Genomic DNA, 20,901 nt, shown 5'->3' on the forward strand with positions numbered 1-20,901 from the left:
AAAGTTAAAGTTTAATAAATTATAATTAAAATTTTTGGAAGATGAAATAATATTTAAAATTATAACTATGTTTGTAGTTATAATTATCGATTTAACTATTGGTGAAAATTTATATCTCTATAATGTGTAACAAAAAACGCTAACGAATAACTAATTACTCAAATAATAAATTATGAAATCGCCATGATTGGTAAAATACCATCATAAATCTAGTATTACGATTCCATACAACCTTTAAAAAATAAATTAATACATATGAAAAGAAAAGTTTACCTCTTTCTTTTGGTTTTTTTCTCTGTGATCACTTTCGCTCAGAAAACAGTCTCTGGAAAAATTACCGATGAGGATGGTGTGGCAATTCCAAGTGCGAGTGTAACCATTGAAGAGCCGGGTAAAGACGCCATTCTTGCCTACGGAATTACCAATTCTAAAGGTGAATATAAAGTTACTTTTACAACATCAGAATCAAATGTAGATTTGAAAGTAAAGGCATTCAACCAAAAACCTCTTACAAAGCAAATCAGCAACAGCGATCAGTCATTGACATTCAAAATGCAGTCTGAAGCCACTGAAATTAAAGAAGTACAGCTGAAAACCAAAATGATTACTTCGAGAGGTGATACTATTGCTTATGATTTAAAAGCTTTCGACAGTAAAAGTGACAGAACTTTAGCTGATGTAATGAAGAAAATTCCGGGTATTGAAGTAAAAACCGATGGTACAATTCTTTATCAAGGTAATGCAATCAATAAATTTTATGTTGAAGGGAAAGATTTAATGGAAGGTGGTTACGGAACAATCACCAATTCATTACCAAAAGATGCCATCCAAAAACTAGAAGTTTTGGAAAATCACCAACCTGTAAAAATGTTACAAGGAAAGATTCCTTCAGATGCAGCGGCAATCAATATTAAATTGAAAAAAGCTGTTACAATGACGGGTAGAGGAGAAGTAGGTTCAGGTTTCGGCGATCCGTGGCTTTGGAATCTTAAATTAACACCAATGTTTTTCAGTAAAAAGCAACAATGGGTTCTTAATTATAAGACCAACAACATGGGAGAACAGGTTGAAAACGAAGGAAATATTCTTGGTTTCGGAAACAGATTTGAGGGAAGAAGAATTAATGCTTCTCAAAACGATTGGTTAAATGTTGAAAATGCAAGTACTCCAAATCTTCCGGTAAAAAGATATTTATTTAATAATGTACATTATTTATCTGCAAACTATCTTACTAATATTGATAATAAGAAAGAATGGGAGCTGAAAGTAAATGCAAATTATACGAATAATGTCGTAGAGAGAGAGTCTTACAGCCAAGTTGACTATTTTGCAACATTAAAATCGCCAGCATTTAGTATAACACAGAATATATTAAATAATTTTTATACTGATAAATTGAAAGGAGAGTTGATTTTTTCAAAGAATGCCAAAAAAGGTTTTTTTAAGAATGCAACGAGTTTTTCACAATTTTGGAATGCAGATAGAGCTATTGTAGATAGAACAGATAATTTAAATGTAAGAAATGGTAAAGAAGCACTAGAATCGCCGACATCTTCGTTTCAAAACTCCTTAAGCACAATTATTCCATGGAAAGAGAAAATGGTTAATGTGCAGTCATTTATTAATTATCAAAATGATAGCCAAAAACTAGATGTTTCACCAGCCTCTTATTTGAATATTCCTGGATTTAATCCAGGTGCGAATGCAGAATATGTAAGACAAAATCTACAGTTAAAAACATTTGAAGCCAATCATTCAGCAAATATTGGTTTTTCAACAAAAGGATGGACGTTTACTCCCGAAGTTGGGCTAAATTTTAAATCGACAGAATTAAGATCTGCACTTACAAATTATCAAAATGGAAACCCTTTTGGCTATGGGATCAATTTTGATAATGATCTGAAATACACAACAGCAACACCATATGGAAGTTTAGGAATTAATTATAAAAGTGATTCATGGATGCTTTATGCAAATGTTCCTGTGAATTCTAATAATATAACCGCTGAAGATCCTTTAAGAAATGTATCAAAATCTGTAAACAAAGTTACTTTTGAACCAAATGTTTTTGCTCAGTATAATTTTGCTTCTTTCTTTAAAGCTTCATTAAACGGAAATATAAGTAATAATTTTGGAGAAGTAAATACAGCTTATTCAGGATTTTTAATGACTTCTCCTACGGCTTTAAATGCTATGGATGCAAACAATCCGATTCCTGAGAACAATAATAAATCTGCTGGTGCAAGATTAGAATACCGAAATCCTTTGAATAATTTATTTTTTAATATAAATTATAGATTGTCAGATGCTAAACGGAATTTGATTTCAAATCCTACGATTGTTGGAGGGTATTCAGTGATGAAATATATAGAGCAGGATAACAATGTTGTTAGCAATAGTTATAGTGCTGAGATAGGAAAATATTTTCCAAAATTCAAAACCAATGCTTCTGTCAGCTACAGCAATAATACATCAACATCAGATGCTTTCTTGAATGATGATGCTTATAAAAATAAAAATAACAGTCAGTCATTTGGTGTTAAATTCAACAATACTTATTTCAGTTGGATGAGTATTGATTATAATGCAAGTTTCACAAGAACAAATCAAACAAGTACAGGAGAAGTAAATTCTAATGCAGCTAGAAAGGGCTTTAATCATAATCTTGGTCTTTTCTTATATCCAATCGAAAATCATACTATTGGGTTTAATTGGGATCAGGTAAACACAAGTGCTGCTAATGAAGAATATCGTAATGGATTCTATGACTTATCCTATCAGTTTTCATGGTCTGCTAAGAAAATTGACTTTGAGGTAAAGTGGATGAATATTGCGAATAAAAAAGTTTTTGAAACTTATGATATTAATACAACAAATATTTCTTACACAAGAATATTACTAAGACCAAGTCAAGTAATGTTTACAGTAAAATTCAACTTCAAATAAAAATAATAAAAACCAATCTCACCGAGATTGGTTTTTTGTTTCAAAATACTTCAAAAGTCTTATTTAGTTTTAAAAACTCGGATTATCTGCAGTCGGACCATAACTTCCAGGAAGTTCAATATCATTTAATCGATAATAAACTCCCAATTGTGCTCTGTGATGGGTGATTTGGTTTAAACTGTGCCGAATTGCTGCGTATTTCGTCCATGAAGCCAATTCATGACCGTCATTTTTTAATGCCCAAGTTGGTTCTAAATCTTGTTCATTTGCCTTTTCTAATGCTTCTTCACTTGCATTATAATTTTCATCTAAAACCTGAAGCAAATCTTCTTTTGTTAATAAAACTTTTGTTTCCATTCCTCCTTTTGCAAAATCGAGTTCAGAAGAATTCAGCATAAATCCTGCCCATCCAAAAACTTCCGTAATATGAGTGGCAAGATGTATCATTTTCATACTTTTCGGATGAGGTCTGTAATCATTTTTATTATCAGGATAGATTTCTAAAAACCTTTTTGTCGTTTGATACTCGGTTTGAAGCTCGTCTCTTAATTGTTTTAAAGTGTCCATAAATATTTGTTTTGGGTTAGTTTAAATTTAAAACTTTTAGAGGAACAAAAAATATTTTTAATAAATATTAGAAAATTGTGTAACAAAAAACTACTAATGCGAACTAATTGAGTAAACCTTTTATAAAATGAAAAATATATTTTCAATATTATTTATCGCAGTTTTTGCAATCGCAAATGCACAGGAAAAAGAAAGCTCAAATCGTTTTTTCTACGAACTTACTTTTAAGCCTAAAAAAGATTCTGCGAAGTTAGACAAAGTGATTACAGTACTGGATATTACAGACAAAAACAGATCTGTTTATCAAGATTACACTGTGATTTCCCAAGATTCTATCACAAAAGTAGAAATGGAGGCAATGCAAAAAGCGGGTGTATTTAAAGACATTTCAAAATCTCTTAAAACGCCAAAATTTTCTGCGAGAATTCACAAGCTTTACCCAAGCATGAAAGTTGAATATGTTGACAAAGTAGCCAATGGAATGACTCCTGTGAATATCGCTTACACCGAAGATTTAAAGCTAAACTGGAAAATTTCAAACGAAAAGCAAAAAATCGGAGAATACAATACTCAAAAAGCAACTACAGAATATGGTGGAAGAAAATGGACGGCTTGGTTCAGTTCTGATCTTCCTTTTCAAGACGGGCCATACAAATTTTCAGGTCTTCCGGGATTAATTGTTAAGATTGAAGATGCAGACAAAAATTATTCTTGGATACTTCAAGGGAATAAAAAAGTAAAAGAATACAACGAATTCTCATACATAGAAGGTCTAATGCAGGCAACAGGTGGAAAACCAAAAGAATTGACAAAAGAAAAATTTGATAAAACTTTTAGCGATTTCAAAAAAGATCCTTTTGCTTCAGTAAGACCTATGATGACGCAGGATATTTTGTCAAGACCAATCCCTGGAACCGACGGAACAGTAGGAGACATGATGAAAAAGCAGGAGAAAATGTATAAAGATTTCTATAATGCAAATGATAACCCTATTGAAAAACCAAGTTCTGGAATTGTTGAGAAATCAGGAAAATAGTGAACAAAGCAAACATTCATATCAACTAAACTATATTTAAAATAAACCCAAATGCAGTAATGTGTTTGGGTTTATTTATTTCTGTAATAGAAGATTTTATAATTTAACTACCTTTAAATATGAATCCTACAGTTATTTAGATTAAATTTAAATAACCTATCTTTGCAGACACAAAAATAATGGCTTTGACGGATATTCAATTACATACATTAAGCAACTTTCCTAAAAATAAAATCGGGAAAATAGTGGGTTATGATAATGATAAATTAAATATGCCGACCAAAATTATAGAAATGGGGCTTCTTCCCGAAACTCTTTTCAAAATTCTTTATCAAGCTCCTTTCAACGGACCGCTTTACGTGGAATTTGGTGAAGAAAAAAGCCGTATCGCACTACGTAAAGAAGAAGGAAATTTTATTATTGTAGAAGATTTGATTAATGCAGGAAAATAACAAAAAACAGATACTTTTAGTCGGAAATCCGAATGTAGGAAAATCAACCGTTTTTAATGCGCTATCTAATAAAAAGCAGAAAACAGGAAACTACGCAGGTGTAACTGTATCAAGTCATTCCGGTAGTTATTCTTACAAAAACGAGGAAGTTGAGATTGTAGATCTTCCAGGTTCTTACAGTATTTATCCAAGTTCTGAAGATGAAGCAATTTTCTCTAAATTTTTGATTGACGGACAGGAAAAATACGCCGGAGTTGTCTACATTCTGGAAGCTTTAAGTATTAAAAGAGGTCTTTTGTTATTTCAGCAGATTCAGGATTTAGGAATTCCGATGATTTTGGTTTTAAATCAAATCGATCAGGCAGAAAGAAGAGGTGTTCATATTGATATTGAAAAACTTTCTAAAGCATTAAACATCAAAGTAATTCAGACGAATGCAAAAGAACAGATAGGAATAGAAGCGATTCAGGAGGCTGTTTTTACCAATGATTTTGTTACTTCTGAAAAATCCAGCTTTGAAATTCCTGTAGAACATAAAAATATTTTAGGTAAAAATTCAGAGAATAATTATCAATCTTGGATTAATCTTACGCTTGGAAAAAAATCAGATTTAGAATCAAAAAATATAGTTCCGAAAAGACTTCAGGTTCAGGAAACAGTAAGACGTTACCAAAATATTGATAAGATTTTAGCTGATGTTATTACTAAAAAGGCTCAATTTAAAGAACTTCTGACTGAGAAATTAGATAAAGTTTTGGTTCATAAATTCTGGGGATATGTAGTTTTTTTATTTATCCTTTTAATTATTTTCCAGTGCGTTTATTTCTTAGCTGAATATCCAATGAACTGGATCGATGAATCTTTCGCATGGCTTGCAGAGTTTACAGGAACACATCTTCCTGAAGGACCGATTAATTCGTTGATTTCAAAAGGAATTGTTCCCGGTTTAGGAGGAATTATCATCTTCGCACCCCAAATCGGAATTCTTCTATATTTCCTTTATTTATTGGAAGATTCGGGATATATGGCAAGAGTTGTTTTCTTGATGGACAGGCTTTTAAGACCTTTTGGTTTAAATGGAAAAAGTATTGTTCCGCTAGTTTCAGGAACAGCTTGTGCAATTCCCGCAGTAATTTCAACAAGAAATATTGAAAATTTAAAGGAGAGATTACTCACAATCTTGGTAACGCCATTTATGACTTGTTCTGCAAGACTTCCGGTTTACAGCATTATCATTGGTTTAATTATTTCTGATAAAACCATTTTCGGGATTCAATATAAAGCTTTGGTGCTTTTGGGAATGTACCTTTTAGGATTTTTCGTGGCATTATTATCGGCAGCAATTCTTAAAAATTTCATTAAAGAAGACGGCAAAACGTATCTTGTAATGGATTTGCCAACGTATAAAAAACCGCTTTTTGGATATGATTTTAAACTGGTTTTAGAAAAAGTCTGGGATTTCATTACGGGAGCCGGAAAGATTATTTTCATCGTAAGTATCATTATTTGGGTGTTAAGTTATTTCGGACCAAAACAAAATCCGGATGAGGTTGTTGCAACAGATGTTGAATTAGATCATTCTTATTTAGCAAGAATGGGGAAATTTATCGAACCGGCGATTGCACCGCTTGGTTATGATTGGAAAATGGGAGTGGGAATTCTTACGAGTTTTGTAGCAAGAGAAGTTTTCGTAGGAACAATGTCAACTTTATATAGTTTGGATGAAGATGCTCCGGAAGGAAAAGTGATCGATAAAATGAGACATGATGTAAAACCGAATGGCGAGAAAGTCTTCAACTTTGCAACAGGAGTTTCGGTATTGTTGTTTTACGCATTTGCAATGCAGTGTGTTTCTACACTTGCAGTAGTCTACAGAGAAACCAAAAGCTGGAAATGGACTGGTTTTCAGGTGGCAATGATGACCGGTTTGGCATATTTTGTGTCGTTAATAGCTTATCAAATCTTAAAATAAATGGATTCTTCATTAATTTTTCAGTACTTAATCATCGCACTTGTAGTTGCATTTGCCTGTTATTCGTTGTTCAGATTTATCAGGAAAAATTTTTCGCCTAAAAAATTCAGTTCTAAAAGATCAGGATGTGATAAAGATTGTGGATGTTCTTAGAAAATATAAATTATTTGTAGTAATTTCATTTCTTAAAACTAAATCTCAATTTGAATTCAAAAGCAGTCTCTGTTTTTTTTCTTTGTCTGTCTGGTTTTTATTCAAAAGCACAAGCAGACAGCACAAAAATAAAATCTTACGCAGATCAGGTAATGATTCGTGTAAATCTTGATACGAATATAGAAAATTACACTTTTTCGGAAGGTGGTGAAGAAAATTTAAATCAAACCATACTTTCTATCAATAACAAAACAAAGACTTCATTATCTGTTGATTATAAAATCATAAGTGCTACATTATCTTTTACACCAAGATTTTTTTCTGGAAATAATGATAATGAAAGAAAAGGAAGCAGCTCTTACACTGATTTCAGATTTAGGTTTTTCCCTAAAAGATTTATACAGACGGTTTACTACAAAAATGTAAAAGGATTTTATGTTGAAAATATGCAGGATCTTCTTCCGGGTTGGCAAAAAGACAGAGATCCTTATATTAAATTTCCGGATTTAAGGGTTCAAACTTTCGGTGGCTCAACTTCGTATATATTAAATAAAGATTTTTCATTAAAAAGCCTTTACACGCAAGGTGAATGGCAGAAAAACAGTAAAGGAAGCTGGGTTCCGTTTTTGGATTATGATTTTACCATTTTCAGCAATACCATTAACGGAGTGAAAAGCAAAGAATATCAATACAATTTCGGAGCAAATATTGGATATTTTTATAATTGGGTTATTGCCGAGAAAGTGAATATTTCCCCTTACCTGACTTTAGGAATTGGCGGAAAATTTTCGAGTTTCAAAGATACTTTAGAAAATGGATCAAAAGGACCAAAACAAAATGAACAATATGTAACCGTAAAAGGATCAGGAGGTTTGCATATAGGATATAACTCTGATCGCTTTCTTTTTGGTGGAAAACTCAATTTTAATGCGACGGCGTATGATGAAAAAGAGAATTCGACTGTTGAAAATAACAGTGTTTATGGGCTTCTTTATATAGGTTATCGTTTTCCGCCTCCAAAAGTTGTGAAAAGGAATTACGATAAAATTCAGAAAAAGATTCCTATCTTATAATTAGCTGTCTTTTGAGTATCTTTGCAAACGGAAAAATTAAAATAAAGATAATCTGGTATTTTAAAGAAATTTAAAATAAAAATGCACTTTGCATTCAGAATAATAATCAGAAAAAAACTCAAAATAAAATGTCATTAATAAAAAGTATTTCAGGAATTCGTGGAACAATTGGCGGAAAAGTAGGTGATAATTTAACGCCTCTTGATGTCGTGAAATTTGTTTCTGCTTTCGGAACCTGGCTTCAGAATAATAAAAATAAAAAAGATTTAACCTTAATTATCGGCCGTGATGCAAGAATTTCCGGTTCGATGGTTAATTCTTTGGCTACCGCAACGTTACAGGGATTAGGAATTAATGTAATTGATTTAGGACTTTCCACAACTCCGACTGTTGAGGTGATGGTTCCTGAATTGAATGCAGATGGTGGAATTATCTTAACTGCTTCTCACAATCCAAAACAATGGAATGCTCTTAAATTATTAAATGAAAAAGGAGAATTCATCAGCGGAGAAAATGGTGCAGAAGTTTTAGCTTTGGCTGAAAGCGAAGATTTCAACTATGCTGAAGTTGATGATTTAGGAAACTACGAAACAAGAGATGATGCTTTTGATATTCATATTCAGCAGATTCTTGATTTGCCAATGGTAGATGTAGAAGCAATTAAAGCAAAAAAATATAAAATTGTTTTAGATGCTGTAAATTCTACGGGTGGAATTGCAATTCCGAAGCTTTTAGATAAATTAGGTTGTGAAACGGTAAAACTATATTGTGAGCCAAACGGACAGTTCCCGCATAATCCTGAACCTTTGAAGGAGCATTTAGGAGATATTTGCGAATTGGTTATCAAAGAGAATGCAGATTTTGGCGTTGTAGTAGATCCTGATGTTGACAGATTAGCTTTAATTGATGAAAAGGGTGAAATGTTTGGTGAAGAATACACTTTGGTTGCCGTTGCTGATTATCTTTTGAAAAACAAAAATGGTGTGGCTATTTCAAACCTTTCTTCGAGTCGTGCTTTAAGAGATGTTGCGCAGACTCACAACTCAGAATACTTCGCAAGTGCTGTAGGAGAAGTGAATGTGGTGAATTTAATGAAAGAAAAAAACGCAGTAATCGGAGGTGAAGGAAATGGTGGAATTATCTATCCTGAACTTCATTACGGAAGAGATTCTTTGGTAGGTGTAGCTTTGTTTTTAACGCATTTGGCTAAAGAAAACAAAACTGTTTCTGAATTAAGAGCTGGTTATCCAAGCTATTTTATGGGCAAAAAGAAAATTGAGCTTACTCCGGAAATTGATGTAGATTCTCTTTTAACTAAAATGGAAAAAGAGTATCAAAATGAAGAGGTTTCTACGGTAGACGGCGTAAAAATAGATTTTGAAAACAATTGGGTTCATTTGAGAAAATCGAATACAGAGCCGATTATCAGAATTTATACAGAAGCTAAATCTCAGGAAGAAGCCGATAAACTGGGTGATGATATGATCGCAAAGATCAGAAGTTTGATTTAATATTTAAACTAAATTCATCATTCTAAAAAAATTATTTATTAACTTTATAGTAATAAGATTATCAGAAGCGAGTATTTGTACATCTCATCTCTCTGGTCTTAAATCTTAAAACTCGTTTTATATTGGAAGAATATTTTGGAAATGAACTTGTAACAAAGTTCGAAGAAATGATGGAAAATAATGATGAATTCTACTTTGATACAGAGGAGTTAGAAGACATTATTGTCTATTATTTGGAGCTTGGAGATTTTAATTATGCAGATATGGCTGTGAATTTTGGTCTGAAGCTTCATCCCAATTCTTTAGAAATAAAGATTAAAAAACTGGAAGTTCTTTTGGAATGGGAAGATTATAATGCTGCGAAAGAATTAATCAATGAGTTAAAAGGTTCTTCTATGGAGAATACAGACTTTTTGGTTTGCTATGCGAAGTATTATTCGAATTTAGGAAATCCTAAAAGATCTATTGAAATCTGCAAAAAAGCCCTAGAATTGAAGGAGGAAGAAAATTTCCTCAATAATTTTATTGCAGATGAATATGTAAATCTTGGAGATCCTTTTAACGCCCTTAAACATTATCAACAAGCACTCAAAGAAGATCCGATGGATGAATATTCTTTGGAGAACGCAATGATTTGCTTTAATGATTTGAATAGAGGTGAAGAAGCGATTGCTTTTCTGAACGATTATCTTGATGATTTTCCGTACTCAGAAATTGCATGGAGCGAGTATGGTCAATATTATTTCAATAGAAAAAATTACGAAGAAGCCATCAAAGGTTTCGATTATATGTTGGCGATAAATTCCAGCGCAGTTGGAGTTTATGCAAGCAAAGCAGCTTGTTATGAAGCTTTAAATCAATATCAGAAAGCGATTGAAGTTTACGAAGAAATGTTGGAGTTGGAATATACGAAAGCATTTACGTTTTATAAAATCGGTTTGTGTCATAAAGCTTTAAAACAACCTATTATTGCTTTAAATTCTTTCCAGAAATCGTTGAGAGAAGACCCTCAGTTTTATCTTGCGATGATGGAGCAGTCTTATCTTTACGAAGAAATGGGTGGAATGACTGAAGCTTTACATTTCGCAAGAGAAGCAACTTTGCTGAATGACAGTAATCTTGATTATCAGAAAAGATTAGCATTTTTATTTATCGATTCGGGTAAGTTTGAGGAAAGTCTTTCTTGTTTGAAAAAATTGGTAGATGCCGAACCTTCAAGATTTTACAATTGGTATGCTTATTCCGAAGTTTTGATGTTGGTTGGAGAATATGAAGAAGCTGTAACGGTTTTAGATTCAGCTTTAAAACATCATTACAGAGCCGAATTGTTTTATCAGTTAAGCAACTGTTATTTTATTCTTAAAGATCAGGAAAAAGGAAGCGATTCTTTAGAAAAAGCTTTAGAATTAGACCCTTCTTTAATTACTGATATGCAAAAAAAGTATCCTTACATCAAAGATGAAGTGAAAAAAGCGAAAGCTAAAGTAAAAAAGAAAAATTTGTAAGTTGGAAGCTTGATTTTTTAAATCTAAAATTCAACGCAACACTTAATTAAAATAAGAAAACCTGCATTCATGCAGGTTTTTTTGTATTTCTTGGCTAAGTGAAACGCCTTTGCGGACGAAAAATATTTTCAATAATGAGAAAAAAACTTTGCGGACTTTGCGTTTAAATACAACACTTCATTTCTTCACCGTCGTTTTAGCCCTTAAAAAGATTAAACCAGCAATAATGATACTTGTTCCGGCAAATTGCAAAGTAGTCAATTTTTCACCATCCAAAACACCCCAAATAATAGCAACAATCGGCATCAGCAAAGTTACGGTAGATGCAAAAAGCGGAGTTGAAACTTTCAGTAAACGATAATTCATCATCATTGCTAAACCAGTCCCAAAAATTGAAAGTAGACTTACAAAGCCTAATCCGATCATATTTTCTTTAGTAAAACTAAATTCAGAAACAAATCCTGTTGAAATTAACGAAATAAGAGAAGGCAAAAACAAAATAAATGAAAATACAAATGCTGATAAAACGGTTGATGAAACATCCATCAGTTTAGATTTTACAGTTGTTGTGCTTATTGCATAACACAAAGTTGCCAAAAGCAATAAAAGAATCGGGAAAAGTTTAAATTCTCCGCCCTCATCACCACCAAAAGCAAGCAGGCAAACTCCGGTAAAGCTTATGAGAACTCCGGTCATCTGTCTTTGAGTTGTTTGAAATTTCCAGACTAAAGCACCGACAATAATCACAAAAATAGGCATCATCGAATTTATAATTCCTGCAATGCTGCTGCTGATCTCGGTTTCAGCAATAGGAAACAGGAACATTGGGATGAAATTTCCTGTAAAAGCAGCTAAAATAAGCCACTTCAAATGTTTTTTAGGGAAAAGCCTGTATTTTGAAATTGCAATCGGTATTAAGATAATTCCGGCAATCAAAACTCTTAAAGCTCCCACCTGATAAGGGCTGAAATGTTCTAAAGATTTTTTAATCAAAATAAATGAAGAACCCCAAATTATGCTGAGTACAATCAAAAGGAGCCATTTTTCTTTATCTGCGTTCATTGTTTTCGTGTAAAATTTTCAAAAAATTTCTTTTAGGAATCATTCTTGCGCCCAAACTTTCCAAATGGTCGGTGTGAGACTGACAATCGATGAGTTTCAAATCATTCTTATGAGTTTCCACAAAATGGATAAATCCTGCTTTGGAAGCATTACTCACCTTAGAAAACATACTTTCGCCACAGAATACTTTTCCGATTTGCAAACCGTAAAGTCCACCAATCAATTCATTATTTTGCCAAACTTCTATGCTTCTTGCGAAGCCATAATGATGAAGTGTGGTAAAAGTTTCTATAAGTTCATCAGAAAGCCATGTTCCTTCTTGTCCACGACGGTTGATTTCGCGGCAGTTTCTGATAACTTCTGCGAAATTTTGATTCTCAGTAATGGTAAAAACTTTTTTATCTAAAATTTTTCTCATTGATTTTGAAACTTTCAATTCATCGGGAAAAATCACAAATCTCGGATCGGGGCACCACCAAAGAATTTCATCACCGGGATCAAACCACGGGAAAATTCCGTTTTGGTAAGCAAACCAGACTCTTTCCAACGACAAATCTCCACCAAAAGCAATAATGCCTTCGTGACCGTCGTATTGTGCAGGATCGGGAAATGATATTTCGTTTTCGTCTAATCGTACCATTATGGGAAAAAAAATCCCACTTTTCTAAAAAAGCAGGATTGTTATTTGATTTTATTTTTAATTAAAAAGGTAAATCATCATCGTCATCTCCAGCAAAAGGGTTTTCATTTGAAACCGGAGCTGCAGATTGAGAAGGAGAAGCTTGTGTAGGTTCAGAACCATTATCCATCACTTTTTCTACTCTCCATCCTGTAATAGAATTAAAATATTTAGTTTCTCCTTGTGGCGAAACCCATTCTCTACCTCTGATGTTGATTCCTACTTTTACATTTTCACCTTCTTTTAAAGGATCCAGCAAATTTATTTTATCCTGTAAAAACTCAATGTTGATTGGCTGTGGATATTGCTCTTGTGTAAGAATAACCATTTCTCTTTTTTGGAAACCACTCGCAAATGTTTGAACATCAGTGATTTTCTTTACTGTTCCTTGTAATTCCATATCGTAAATATTAACTTTGTAAAAGTAGTAAATTGAAATGTAATAAAGCAACACGGAAATAAATTTTACCAAAATTTAATTTTTTTTCAGAAAAGGTTTGGAAGTAAAGAAAATTGCCCTATATTTGCACTCACAAAAACGAAACAAGTTCTTTAAAATAACTCAATAATAATGCGGATGTGGTGTAATTGGTAGCCACGCCAGACTTAGGATCTGGTGCCGTGAGGCGTGGGGGTTCGAGTCCCTTCATCCGCACTACAAATTGCGAAAATAGCTCAGCTGGTAGAGCACAACCTTGCCAAGGTTGGGGTCGCGGGTTCGAGTCCCGTTTTTCGCTCTCATCACGCCCTGGTGGTGGAATTGGTAGACACGCAGGACTTAAAATCCTGTATCTTCGGATGTACGGGTTCAAGTCCCGTCTGGGGTACACAAAAAGACTGTTAATCATTGATTAGCAGTCTTTTTTGTTTTATACATTCTCATTCTACAAAAAAATTTACTTTTTATCAAATTCAAATTAATTCTGAAAATCTGATTAATCGTTTTCTGAAATTATCTCTTATTTAGAGGGATTTCAGCTAATTTGATATTATTTACCATTCAAAACTCACATCAATATTAAAAAATAGTGTTTTTCCTCTTTTTTATAATTTGGCTTATAACTACTTTTGTTACATAACCTTATAAATTATAAAAGATGAAAACTCCAATTTTATTTAAGAATTTAAGTTCGTTTTTAAGCGTACTTTTTTTAGCTGTTTTTTTAATGACTGCTATTCGTTGTTCACCGCCGCCTCCAGAACCTCCAGTTGATGACAGTTATAAAAAGAAGCTGATTACTCATGAAGAAGCCAGAGTTCTTTTTGACGAATATTCCGCAACTAACAATAAAGTTCTTATGGAATCACGAAACGGAAATCCGGATTCTCGTTGGTATTGGTTTTCTATTGAAGAAATGGAAGGCTACATCAAATATGTGAAACAAAATGCTCAGGAAAAAAACTTAAAAGATGTAGGAATTAGAATTTATATGGGAAAATATCCGACAAATCATCCTGCAAATAAAATGGCAAAACCTGAGTATGCAGGATATCAAACAGTTTTTTTAATGCCTACTGCAAAAAAATCTCTAGATTCTACAAATAGTATGGAGAAAAGAAGAGGTGTAATTACGGACGAAAATGAAGATGTAAAAGAAATTCAACCAATGAATATGACGAATCTTGCGCCACCACCGAATGCTCTTGTAAATACAATGAACTAAATAATTACAAAATGATCTGGGATGTAGAAATTGGTAAACTGGCTTCCATGATAATTTTGATGGGAGTGTTGATTTTAATTTTTATTAATTACATAAAAATTGAGAAAGTAAATCTATTGTTCTTTGCAGGCTTTGTATTATTTTCATTATTAGATTTCTTCTGCTATTTCTATTTTAAATTGATAAAATTACCTACCGATACTTTTTTCGTTGTTGGAATTTCAGTCGTATTTTCTCTGTATTTATTATATTATTACCAATTATTCGAATCTCGATTGCTTAAAAAGATTCAATCTGTTATATTGATCATTTTTTTAGTAAATGTTTTTTGTATGCTTTATTTTGAAGAAAATTTCTTAGAAAGGTTTTCTTTCAATATGCTGTATATCAATATACTTTTGCTTACATTTTCGATTATTTTGTTTTTGTATCAAACGTTTAATTCAGATAAAATATTTGAGATTAAAAACTATCTTCCGTTTTGGATTTCAGTGAGTTCACTTATTTATTATATAGGAATTATTCCTATCTTTTATTTTAGAACAAATGTTTCACCAGATCTTTATTTTTTTATATTATTTCTTTTAAATCTTATTAATAATGTGGTTCTTGTGATGGGATTATTTTGGAATAAACCGCATAAGTTTAGACAAATTTGAGCGTAAAATATGGAAGAGAACAAATTGGTAATTATTTTTACGGTTACTCTGCTAATTATTGTCTTAACGATGATTTTCGTTTACGTGATTTTCATTCAGAAAAAAACCACTTTATTGATTGCGCAGAAAGAAAAAGATATGCGGTTTGAAAAAGAATTGGCGACTTCTCAAATCGAAATGAAAGAGCAAACTTTGAATTATATCGGTCAGGAATTGCACGATGATTTGGGGCAAAAACTTTCTGTTGTTCGTTTAAGGCAAAACCAATTGATTACTAAAATGAAAGATTCCGAAAAAGAAGAGTTGGTAGAATTAAACGAATTATTGGGCGAATGTATTCAGGATATTCGGGATTTGTCTAAAACGTTGATTACAGAACAGGTAATTCATTTCGGGTTGATAGAATCTTTGGAAAGAGAAATTAGTAAAATCAGGAAACTGAGACTACTTACAATAGAATTAATTACTCAAAAGCACGATATTGATATTACGCCGAAGCATGGTTTAATTCTTTTCAGAATTATTCAGGAAAGTATTAACAATATTCTGAAACATTCCAGAGCGAAAAATGTTTTAATAAAAATTGAAGATAACCACGAAAAATTGAATATTCTGATTTCCGACAATGGAAAAGGATTTAATACAAGTCTTAAAAAAGATGGTTCTGGATTAAAAAATATGGAATTGAGGGCGAAAATCATTCATGCAGAATTTTCCATTCAATCCGAGCTTGATAAAGGAACACAAACTTCCATAACCTATTATAAAAACAACCAATGAAAACAATTCCTATAGCTATAGTTGATGACCATACTTTAATGTCAAAAGCATTGGAAAATATGATTGTGGAAAATCCCCAATATCGTGTCATTATGAATCATCAGAATGGTGAAGATTTCATCGAAGCTTTAGAAAAAGCCACAGAATTACCCGCCGTAGTTTTGATGGATATCAATATGCCTTTCAAAAATGGGATAGAAACCACAGAATGGCTATCAGAACATCATCCCGATATCAAAATCATTGCATTGACAATGGAAGATGACGAAAAAATACTGATAAAAATGCTAAAAGCCGGAGCAAAAGGATATTTATTAAAAGATATGCAGCCTTCGCTACTTTTTCAGGCGATTGATACTGTTTTTGAAAAAGGAAGTTTTTACACCGATTTTGTGGCTCAAAAACTATTAAAAGTAAAAACTGAAGACATTAAAACAGCTTCTTTACTTTCAGAATTAAAAGGCAGAGAAATGGATTTTATCAAATGGGCGTGTAGCGAACTTACCTACAAAGAAATTGCCGATAAAATGTTTGTCAGCCCAAAAACTGTCGATGGTTACAGAGATTCTGTCTTTATTAAATTAGATATTAAAAATAGAGTCGGTCTTGTACTTTTTGCCATGAAACACAACTTGTGTTGATTTCCTTTATATAACTAACGATTTATTTTAAAAGTCCTTCCTGATTTTCAGTGGAGGATTTTTTTATGTCTTTTAACTTTCAATTTACAACTTCAAATTAAAAAAACTCTTTGTTTAATGATGTTTTTAATTTCATATTTCTGAAAATCAATTCTTTATAATTTCAAAAAAAGTGTTTTTCCTATATCAAATGAGTTTTTTTCCTCTGTTTTTATGATGTTAAATGATGGAATTTTGTCATATCAAATAACAACAAAAGCGGAACCCGAAAAGCTTTCAAGAGTAGGGGATTAAAATAACTTGACAAAATGAAAAAAGCACTTATTGTAGGAATCAATGATTATGCTCCGATTGGATCGGGCGGTCCAGATTTGAACGGATGCATCAATGATGCACGAGACATGGCAAATACTTTAGTGATTTGCGGATTTAATCCTTCTCAGATTAAAATTCTTACCAATCAAAATGCAACCAGAGCCAATATTTTAAACTATCTGAAAGCTCTTGTAGCTCAAAGTGTAAAAGGAGATTCTTTGGTTTTCTATTATTCAGGACACGGAACCAGAGTGGCCAATATCGGAACAGATTTAGAAATCGACGGTTTGGATGAAGCAATTTGTCCGCACGATTATGCGAGTGCAGGAGTAATTCGGGATGATGATTTTAAAGCGGTTTTAAGCAAACTGAAAGCGGGAGTAAATCTGGAAGTTATTTTCGACTGTTGTCATTCAGGAACCGGAACCAGAAAAATGGATTTAGGTTTAGAAATAGATATGTCATTCGAAACGGCACGTTTTATTCCGCCCATGTTGGAAGATGAGTTTTATATGACTTATGCAACCGAAATGTCTACTTCTAAATCTTCTAAAAAAATGGAGTTTACAACAAAAGCTCTTGTTCCTGTCGCTGGACTGAATCATACGATGTGGGCTGCCTGTAAAGACAATCAGGTTTCTATGGAGGGAAATATGAGTGGACAAATCAGAGGGTATTTTACTTATCATTTCTGTAAAGTTTTAAGAGCGACAAACGGAAATATTGTTAGAAAAACGCTTGATAAACAGGTTGCAATTGCTTTGGCTGCGATGGCAGCTGCTCAGCTTAATCAGACTGAAAGCATGACCGCAGAATTTTCACAAAAAATATTCTCATAAAAATAATTGGCGGAATCCGAAAAGCCATCCAAAGAGTAGGAAAAAATTGATTAATACCAAAGATCATGTCTAATATTGAAAAAAATAACCCAATGTCTGCTGAAGAAGTTTTAAAATTAAAAACGATTAAAGCAAAATCAACAGAAAAATCAGTAAACGAAAAATCATTGAAGCAAGAACCTGAAATGATAACAATTGACGGAAGAGCTTATCCAAAAGGAATGAAGTCTGTCGGTATTGAATTAAGTGAAAAATCAGAAAAAGATGAACCGACGGAAACCGACCATTTCTATCCAACTCATTCCGATTTTGAATATCAGCCAAAATTAGAACCTAAAAAAGATCGTAAACCTAAATTTATCGAAAGAGAATCTTTTTTAACTGCAGAAGGAGCAAGAACTATTTTTGGTCCGGATCAGAGAAAAGTATTCAATTCTACAGCATATCCTTGGCGTTGCGTCGGAAGAGTAGAAAGTCCTCTAGGTATTGCAAGTGGCGTAATGATTGGTCCGAGACATCTTTTGACTTGTGCACATATCATAGACTGGAAACCAAATAATCAGACAGGCTGGCTAAAATTTACACCAATGTATTACAACGGAAGTGCTCCTTATGGAAGTTCTTGGGGAATTCAAACCTATTATAAACATAAAGTTGCCGGTCCAACGATTGATGGCACAGAAGTGCAATTTGACTATGTTGTCGTTGTTCTTGACAGACCAATAGGAAACAGCACAGGTTGGCTTGGTTCTAAATCGTATTCAGATTCTTGGGACGGGCAGGCTTCTTTTACTCATGCAGGTTATCCGGCTGATTTAACGGGAACTCAAAGACCGACTTATCAAACAGGAATTGCTTTGGATGGAGATTTCTGGAGTCCGGATGATAATCAGAGCATCAGTCACAAAGCTGATATTTGGCCTGGACAAAGTGGTGGTCCGTTTTGGGCTTATTGGGATGGAAATCCATATGCAGTTGCAACACAAAGTGCACATAATCCGAGTATCAACTTTGCGAGTGGAGGTTCAGATTTGGTTGGCCTTGTAACGAGAGCACGAAACGAATATCCTTAAAATAATTTTATCTGAAATAAAAAAGAGTCGGACTTTTTAGTTCGACTCTTTGGTTTATATCTTATTTTCTAAACATTTCCGTGTGTGGAATATTATCTTCTAGATATTTCTTTCCAGTATCTTGAAAACCGAAATCTGAATAAAATTTCAACAGATAATCCTGTGCAGAAATTCGTACTTCTGAAGTTTTAAATCTGTTTTCTATAGTTTCAACGGCATATTTTATAAGTTGTTTGCCTAAGTTTTTTCCTCTTCCTTTTTCTGAGGTTAAAACTCGTCCGATAGAAGTTTCGTTATATTTAATTCCTCTTTCGAAAATTCTGCAGTATGCTAAAACAGTATTGTCTTGTTCTGCCCAAAGGTGAATTGCATTTTGGTCATATCCGTCCAAGTCAGGATAAGGACAGTTTTGTTCAACCACAAAGACGTCAACTCTTGCTTTGATTATTTCATAAAGTTCGGAAGTGGTGATTTCTTCAAAACTTTTTATTTTCCAAATAATATTACTCATTAAATGTGACACTATTATTAGTCAAAAACTCGTTAGTTTTTTGAATAAAACTTAAAATTTCATCAGTTCCCGTTTTCTTTTCCCCAGAAGTAACGTAAATTTCAGGTAAATCTTCCCATGTTTTGTGAAGTTCAATTTTGTAGTCTTCTACATTTTTTATCAAAACGTTTGGCTTAAGTTTATCAGCTTTCGTGAAAACAATCGAAAAAGGAACGCCACTTTCTCCACACCATTGAATAAATTCCAAATCAATGCTTTGCGGACTGTGACGAGAATCAACCAAAACAAAAAGATTAACGAGATTATTTCTGTTTAAAATGTAATTATTAATCAATTTTTCAAAATCTCTTCTCATTACTTTTGAGACTTTGGCGTATCCATAACCTGGTAGATCGGTAAGGTACCAGCTTTCATTAATGATGAAATGATTGATTAACTGAGTTTTTCCCGGAGTTCCTGAAGTTTTTGCCAGGTCTTTCCTGTTCAGCATTCCGTTGATCAATGAAGATTTTCCTACGTTTGAGCGTCCGATGAAAGCATATTCAGGAATGTTTCCTTCAGGGCATTCCTGCCATTTTCCGCTGCTTTTTACAAACTCTGCTGTTTTTATAACCATTTTCTTGAATTTTATTTAGAAAAATAAACCATTAAGAAGGTCTTAATGGTTTATCATTTTATATTTTGTCTTTTACCCAGTTGTAGAGAATTTCGTTGAATTCATCTGGTTTTTCCATCATTGCGGCGTGACCACATTTATCAATCCAGAATAACTCTGAATTTGGGATAAACTTATTCATGTCAATGGCAACTTCAGGAGGTGTTACATTGTCCTGTTTCCCCCAAATTAGACACGTTGGTCTTGATATTTTAGGAAGGTCATTCAGCATATTGTGTTTGATGGCGCTTCTTGCCAACATAACGGTTTTGATACCTTTCATTCTGTCATTTACCACGCTGAAAACTTCATCTACCAAATCTTCGGTTGCTACAGCGGGATCATAAAAAACCTCTTCTGCTTTCTTCCTTATATATGAACGGTCGTTTTTTCTTGGAAAACTGTCGCCAAAAGCTCTTTCGTATAAACCTGAACTACCTGTTAATACAAGATTTTGTACTAAATCAGGTCTTGCTAAGGTTAAAATTAAACCGACATGACCACCCATAGAATTACCTACAATGGTAACGGGTTTGCCAATATTGGTTTCGATAAATTTTATAACATACTTCGCAATCGTTGTGAGATTGGTATTGAGTACCGGCAAATCGTAAATCGGTAATTGAGGCACGTAAACCTTAAAACCTTTTTCTGAAAAAAAATTCACCATTTTATCAAAATTACTCAATCCACCCATTAACCCGTGCAAAAGCACAAGCGGGTGACCTTCTCCAGCTTCTATAAAGTTGTATTTCTTTTCTTTTTTTGTACTAAATCTCATAAGTTGCCTGTGTAAGCCTTGCAAAAA

General features: G+C 33.0%; 19 protein-coding genes and 3 tRNA genes. 15 read left to right on the plus strand and 7 right to left on the minus strand.

Annotation, left to right across the window (positions count from 1 at the left end; genetic code table 11):
- Window positions 1-255 precede the first annotated feature (255 nt).
- Window positions 256-2,946: a carboxypeptidase-like regulatory domain-containing protein gene (locus OF897_RS01950; RefSeq protein ID WP_267264005.1), complete on the plus strand. Its 2,691-nt coding sequence runs from the start codon at window positions 256-258 to the stop codon at window positions 2,944-2,946.
- Between the two features lie 69 nt (window positions 2,947-3,015).
- Here the strand turns inward: OF897_RS01950 and OF897_RS01955 are convergent, their stop codons facing one another.
- Window positions 3,016-3,513: a DinB family protein gene (locus tag OF897_RS01955; RefSeq protein ID WP_267264006.1), complete on the minus strand. Its 498-nt coding sequence runs from the start codon at window positions 3,511-3,513 to the stop codon at window positions 3,016-3,018.
- Window positions 3,514-3,640: 127 nt separating this feature from the next.
- Between OF897_RS01955 and OF897_RS01960 the strand changes: the two genes are divergently transcribed.
- The 6 genes from OF897_RS01960 (at window position 3,641) to OF897_RS01985 (ending at window position 11,215) form a co-directional block, all read left to right on the plus strand.
- Window positions 3,641-4,549 carry a GLPGLI family protein gene (locus OF897_RS01960; protein WP_267264007.1) on the plus strand — a complete coding sequence of 303 codons (909 nt, stop codon included), beginning with the start codon at window positions 3,641-3,643 and terminating at the stop codon, window positions 4,547-4,549.
- 179 nt (window positions 4,550-4,728) lie between these two features.
- Window positions 4,729-5,001, plus strand: coding sequence for a FeoA family protein (locus OF897_RS01965; RefSeq protein WP_267264008.1), 273 nt, complete (start codon window positions 4,729-4,731; stop codon window positions 4,999-5,001).
- Window positions 4,988-6,973: a ferrous iron transport protein B gene (feoB, locus tag OF897_RS01970; RefSeq protein WP_267264009.1), complete on the plus strand. Its 1,986-nt coding sequence runs from the start codon at window positions 4,988-4,990 to the stop codon at window positions 6,971-6,973. Before OF897_RS01965 ends, feoB begins: the two co-directional genes overlap by 14 nt.
- A gap of 203 nt (window positions 6,974-7,176) precedes the next feature.
- Window positions 7,177-8,199, plus strand: coding sequence for a DUF4421 family protein (locus OF897_RS01975; protein WP_267264010.1), 1,023 nt, complete (start codon window positions 7,177-7,179; stop codon window positions 8,197-8,199).
- A gap of 128 nt (window positions 8,200-8,327) precedes the next feature.
- Window positions 8,328-9,710 carry a phosphoglucosamine mutase gene (gene glmM, locus OF897_RS01980; RefSeq protein ID WP_267264011.1) on the plus strand — a complete coding sequence of 461 codons (1,383 nt, stop codon included), beginning with the start codon at window positions 8,328-8,330 and terminating at the stop codon, window positions 9,708-9,710.
- Window positions 9,711-9,832: 122 nt separating this feature from the next.
- On the plus strand, window positions 9,833-11,215 hold the full coding sequence (locus OF897_RS01985; protein WP_267264012.1) for a tetratricopeptide repeat protein: 1,383 nt from the start codon (window positions 9,833-9,835) through the stop codon (window positions 11,213-11,215).
- Between the two features lie 177 nt (window positions 11,216-11,392).
- Here the strand turns inward: OF897_RS01985 and OF897_RS01990 are convergent, their stop codons facing one another.
- From OF897_RS01990 to OF897_RS02000, 3 genes are all read right to left on the minus strand, one after another.
- Window positions 11,393-12,277: a DMT family transporter gene (locus OF897_RS01990; RefSeq protein ID WP_267264013.1), complete on the minus strand. Its 885-nt coding sequence runs from the start codon at window positions 12,275-12,277 to the stop codon at window positions 11,393-11,395.
- Complete coding sequence (gene aat / locus OF897_RS01995) at window positions 12,264-12,917, minus strand: leucyl/phenylalanyl-tRNA--protein transferase (RefSeq protein ID WP_267264014.1); 654 nt, start codon at window positions 12,915-12,917, stop codon at window positions 12,264-12,266. The genes OF897_RS01990 and aat overlap by 14 nt, the downstream gene beginning before the upstream one ends.
- A 61-nt stretch (window positions 12,918-12,978) precedes the next feature.
- A complete protein-coding gene (locus tag OF897_RS02000) occupies window positions 12,979-13,356 on the minus strand; it encodes a DUF3127 domain-containing protein (protein ID WP_267264015.1) in 378 nt (125 codons plus the stop codon).
- 173 nt (window positions 13,357-13,529) lie between these two features.
- On the opposite strand from OF897_RS02000, the gene OF897_RS02005 reads away from it, so the two are divergent.
- The 8 genes from OF897_RS02005 to OF897_RS02040 all read left to right on the plus strand — a co-directional run bounded on the left by OF897_RS02005 (window position 13,530) and on the right by OF897_RS02040 (window position 18,927).
- Window positions 13,530-13,611 (plus strand) — tRNA-Leu (locus tag OF897_RS02005).
- Window positions 13,612-13,620: 9 nt separating this feature from the next.
- Window positions 13,621-13,693, plus strand: a tRNA-Gly gene (locus OF897_RS02010).
- Between the two features lie 8 nt (window positions 13,694-13,701).
- Window positions 13,702-13,783, plus strand: a tRNA-Leu gene (locus OF897_RS02015).
- Window positions 13,784-14,053: 270 nt separating this feature from the next.
- Window positions 14,054-14,620: a hypothetical protein gene (locus OF897_RS02020; protein WP_267264016.1), complete on the plus strand. Its 567-nt coding sequence runs from the start codon at window positions 14,054-14,056 to the stop codon at window positions 14,618-14,620.
- A 668-nt stretch (window positions 14,621-15,288) separates the two neighbouring features.
- Window positions 15,289-16,059, plus strand: coding sequence for a sensor histidine kinase (locus OF897_RS02025; protein WP_267264017.1), 771 nt, complete (start codon window positions 15,289-15,291; stop codon window positions 16,057-16,059).
- Window positions 16,056-16,700 carry a response regulator transcription factor gene (locus OF897_RS02030; protein WP_267264018.1) on the plus strand — a complete coding sequence of 215 codons (645 nt, stop codon included), beginning with the start codon at window positions 16,056-16,058 and terminating at the stop codon, window positions 16,698-16,700. The genes OF897_RS02025 and OF897_RS02030 overlap by 4 nt, the downstream gene beginning before the upstream one ends.
- Window positions 16,701-17,008: 308 nt before the next feature.
- Window positions 17,009-17,854, plus strand: coding sequence for a caspase family protein (locus OF897_RS02035; protein WP_267264019.1), 846 nt, complete (start codon window positions 17,009-17,011; stop codon window positions 17,852-17,854).
- Between the two features lie 65 nt (window positions 17,855-17,919).
- Complete coding sequence (locus tag OF897_RS02040) at window positions 17,920-18,927, plus strand: trypsin-like serine peptidase (RefSeq protein ID WP_267264020.1); 1,008 nt, start codon at window positions 17,920-17,922, stop codon at window positions 18,925-18,927.
- Between the two features lie 61 nt (window positions 18,928-18,988).
- Here the strand turns inward: OF897_RS02040 and OF897_RS02045 are convergent, their stop codons facing one another.
- From OF897_RS02045 to OF897_RS02055, 3 genes are read right to left on the minus strand one after another with little or no spacing between them, the layout of a single operon-like run.
- Window positions 18,989-19,438: a GNAT family N-acetyltransferase gene (locus tag OF897_RS02045; protein ID WP_267264021.1), complete on the minus strand. Its 450-nt coding sequence runs from the start codon at window positions 19,436-19,438 to the stop codon at window positions 18,989-18,991.
- Window positions 19,431-20,054 (minus strand): ribosome biogenesis GTP-binding protein YihA/YsxC, encoded by a 624-nt coding sequence (yihA, locus tag OF897_RS02050; protein WP_267264022.1) that lies wholly within the window; start codon window positions 20,052-20,054, stop codon window positions 19,431-19,433. The genes OF897_RS02045 and yihA overlap by 8 nt, the downstream gene beginning before the upstream one ends.
- A 58-nt stretch (window positions 20,055-20,112) precedes the next feature.
- Window positions 20,113-20,874 (minus strand): alpha/beta fold hydrolase, encoded by a 762-nt coding sequence (locus OF897_RS02055; RefSeq protein WP_267264023.1) that lies wholly within the window; start codon window positions 20,872-20,874, stop codon window positions 20,113-20,115.
- Window positions 20,875-20,901: the final 27 nt, after the last annotated feature.

This window comes from Chryseobacterium formosum (assembly GCF_026460885.1).
GTDB lineage: Bacteria > Bacteroidota > Bacteroidia > Flavobacteriales > Weeksellaceae > Chryseobacterium > Chryseobacterium formosus.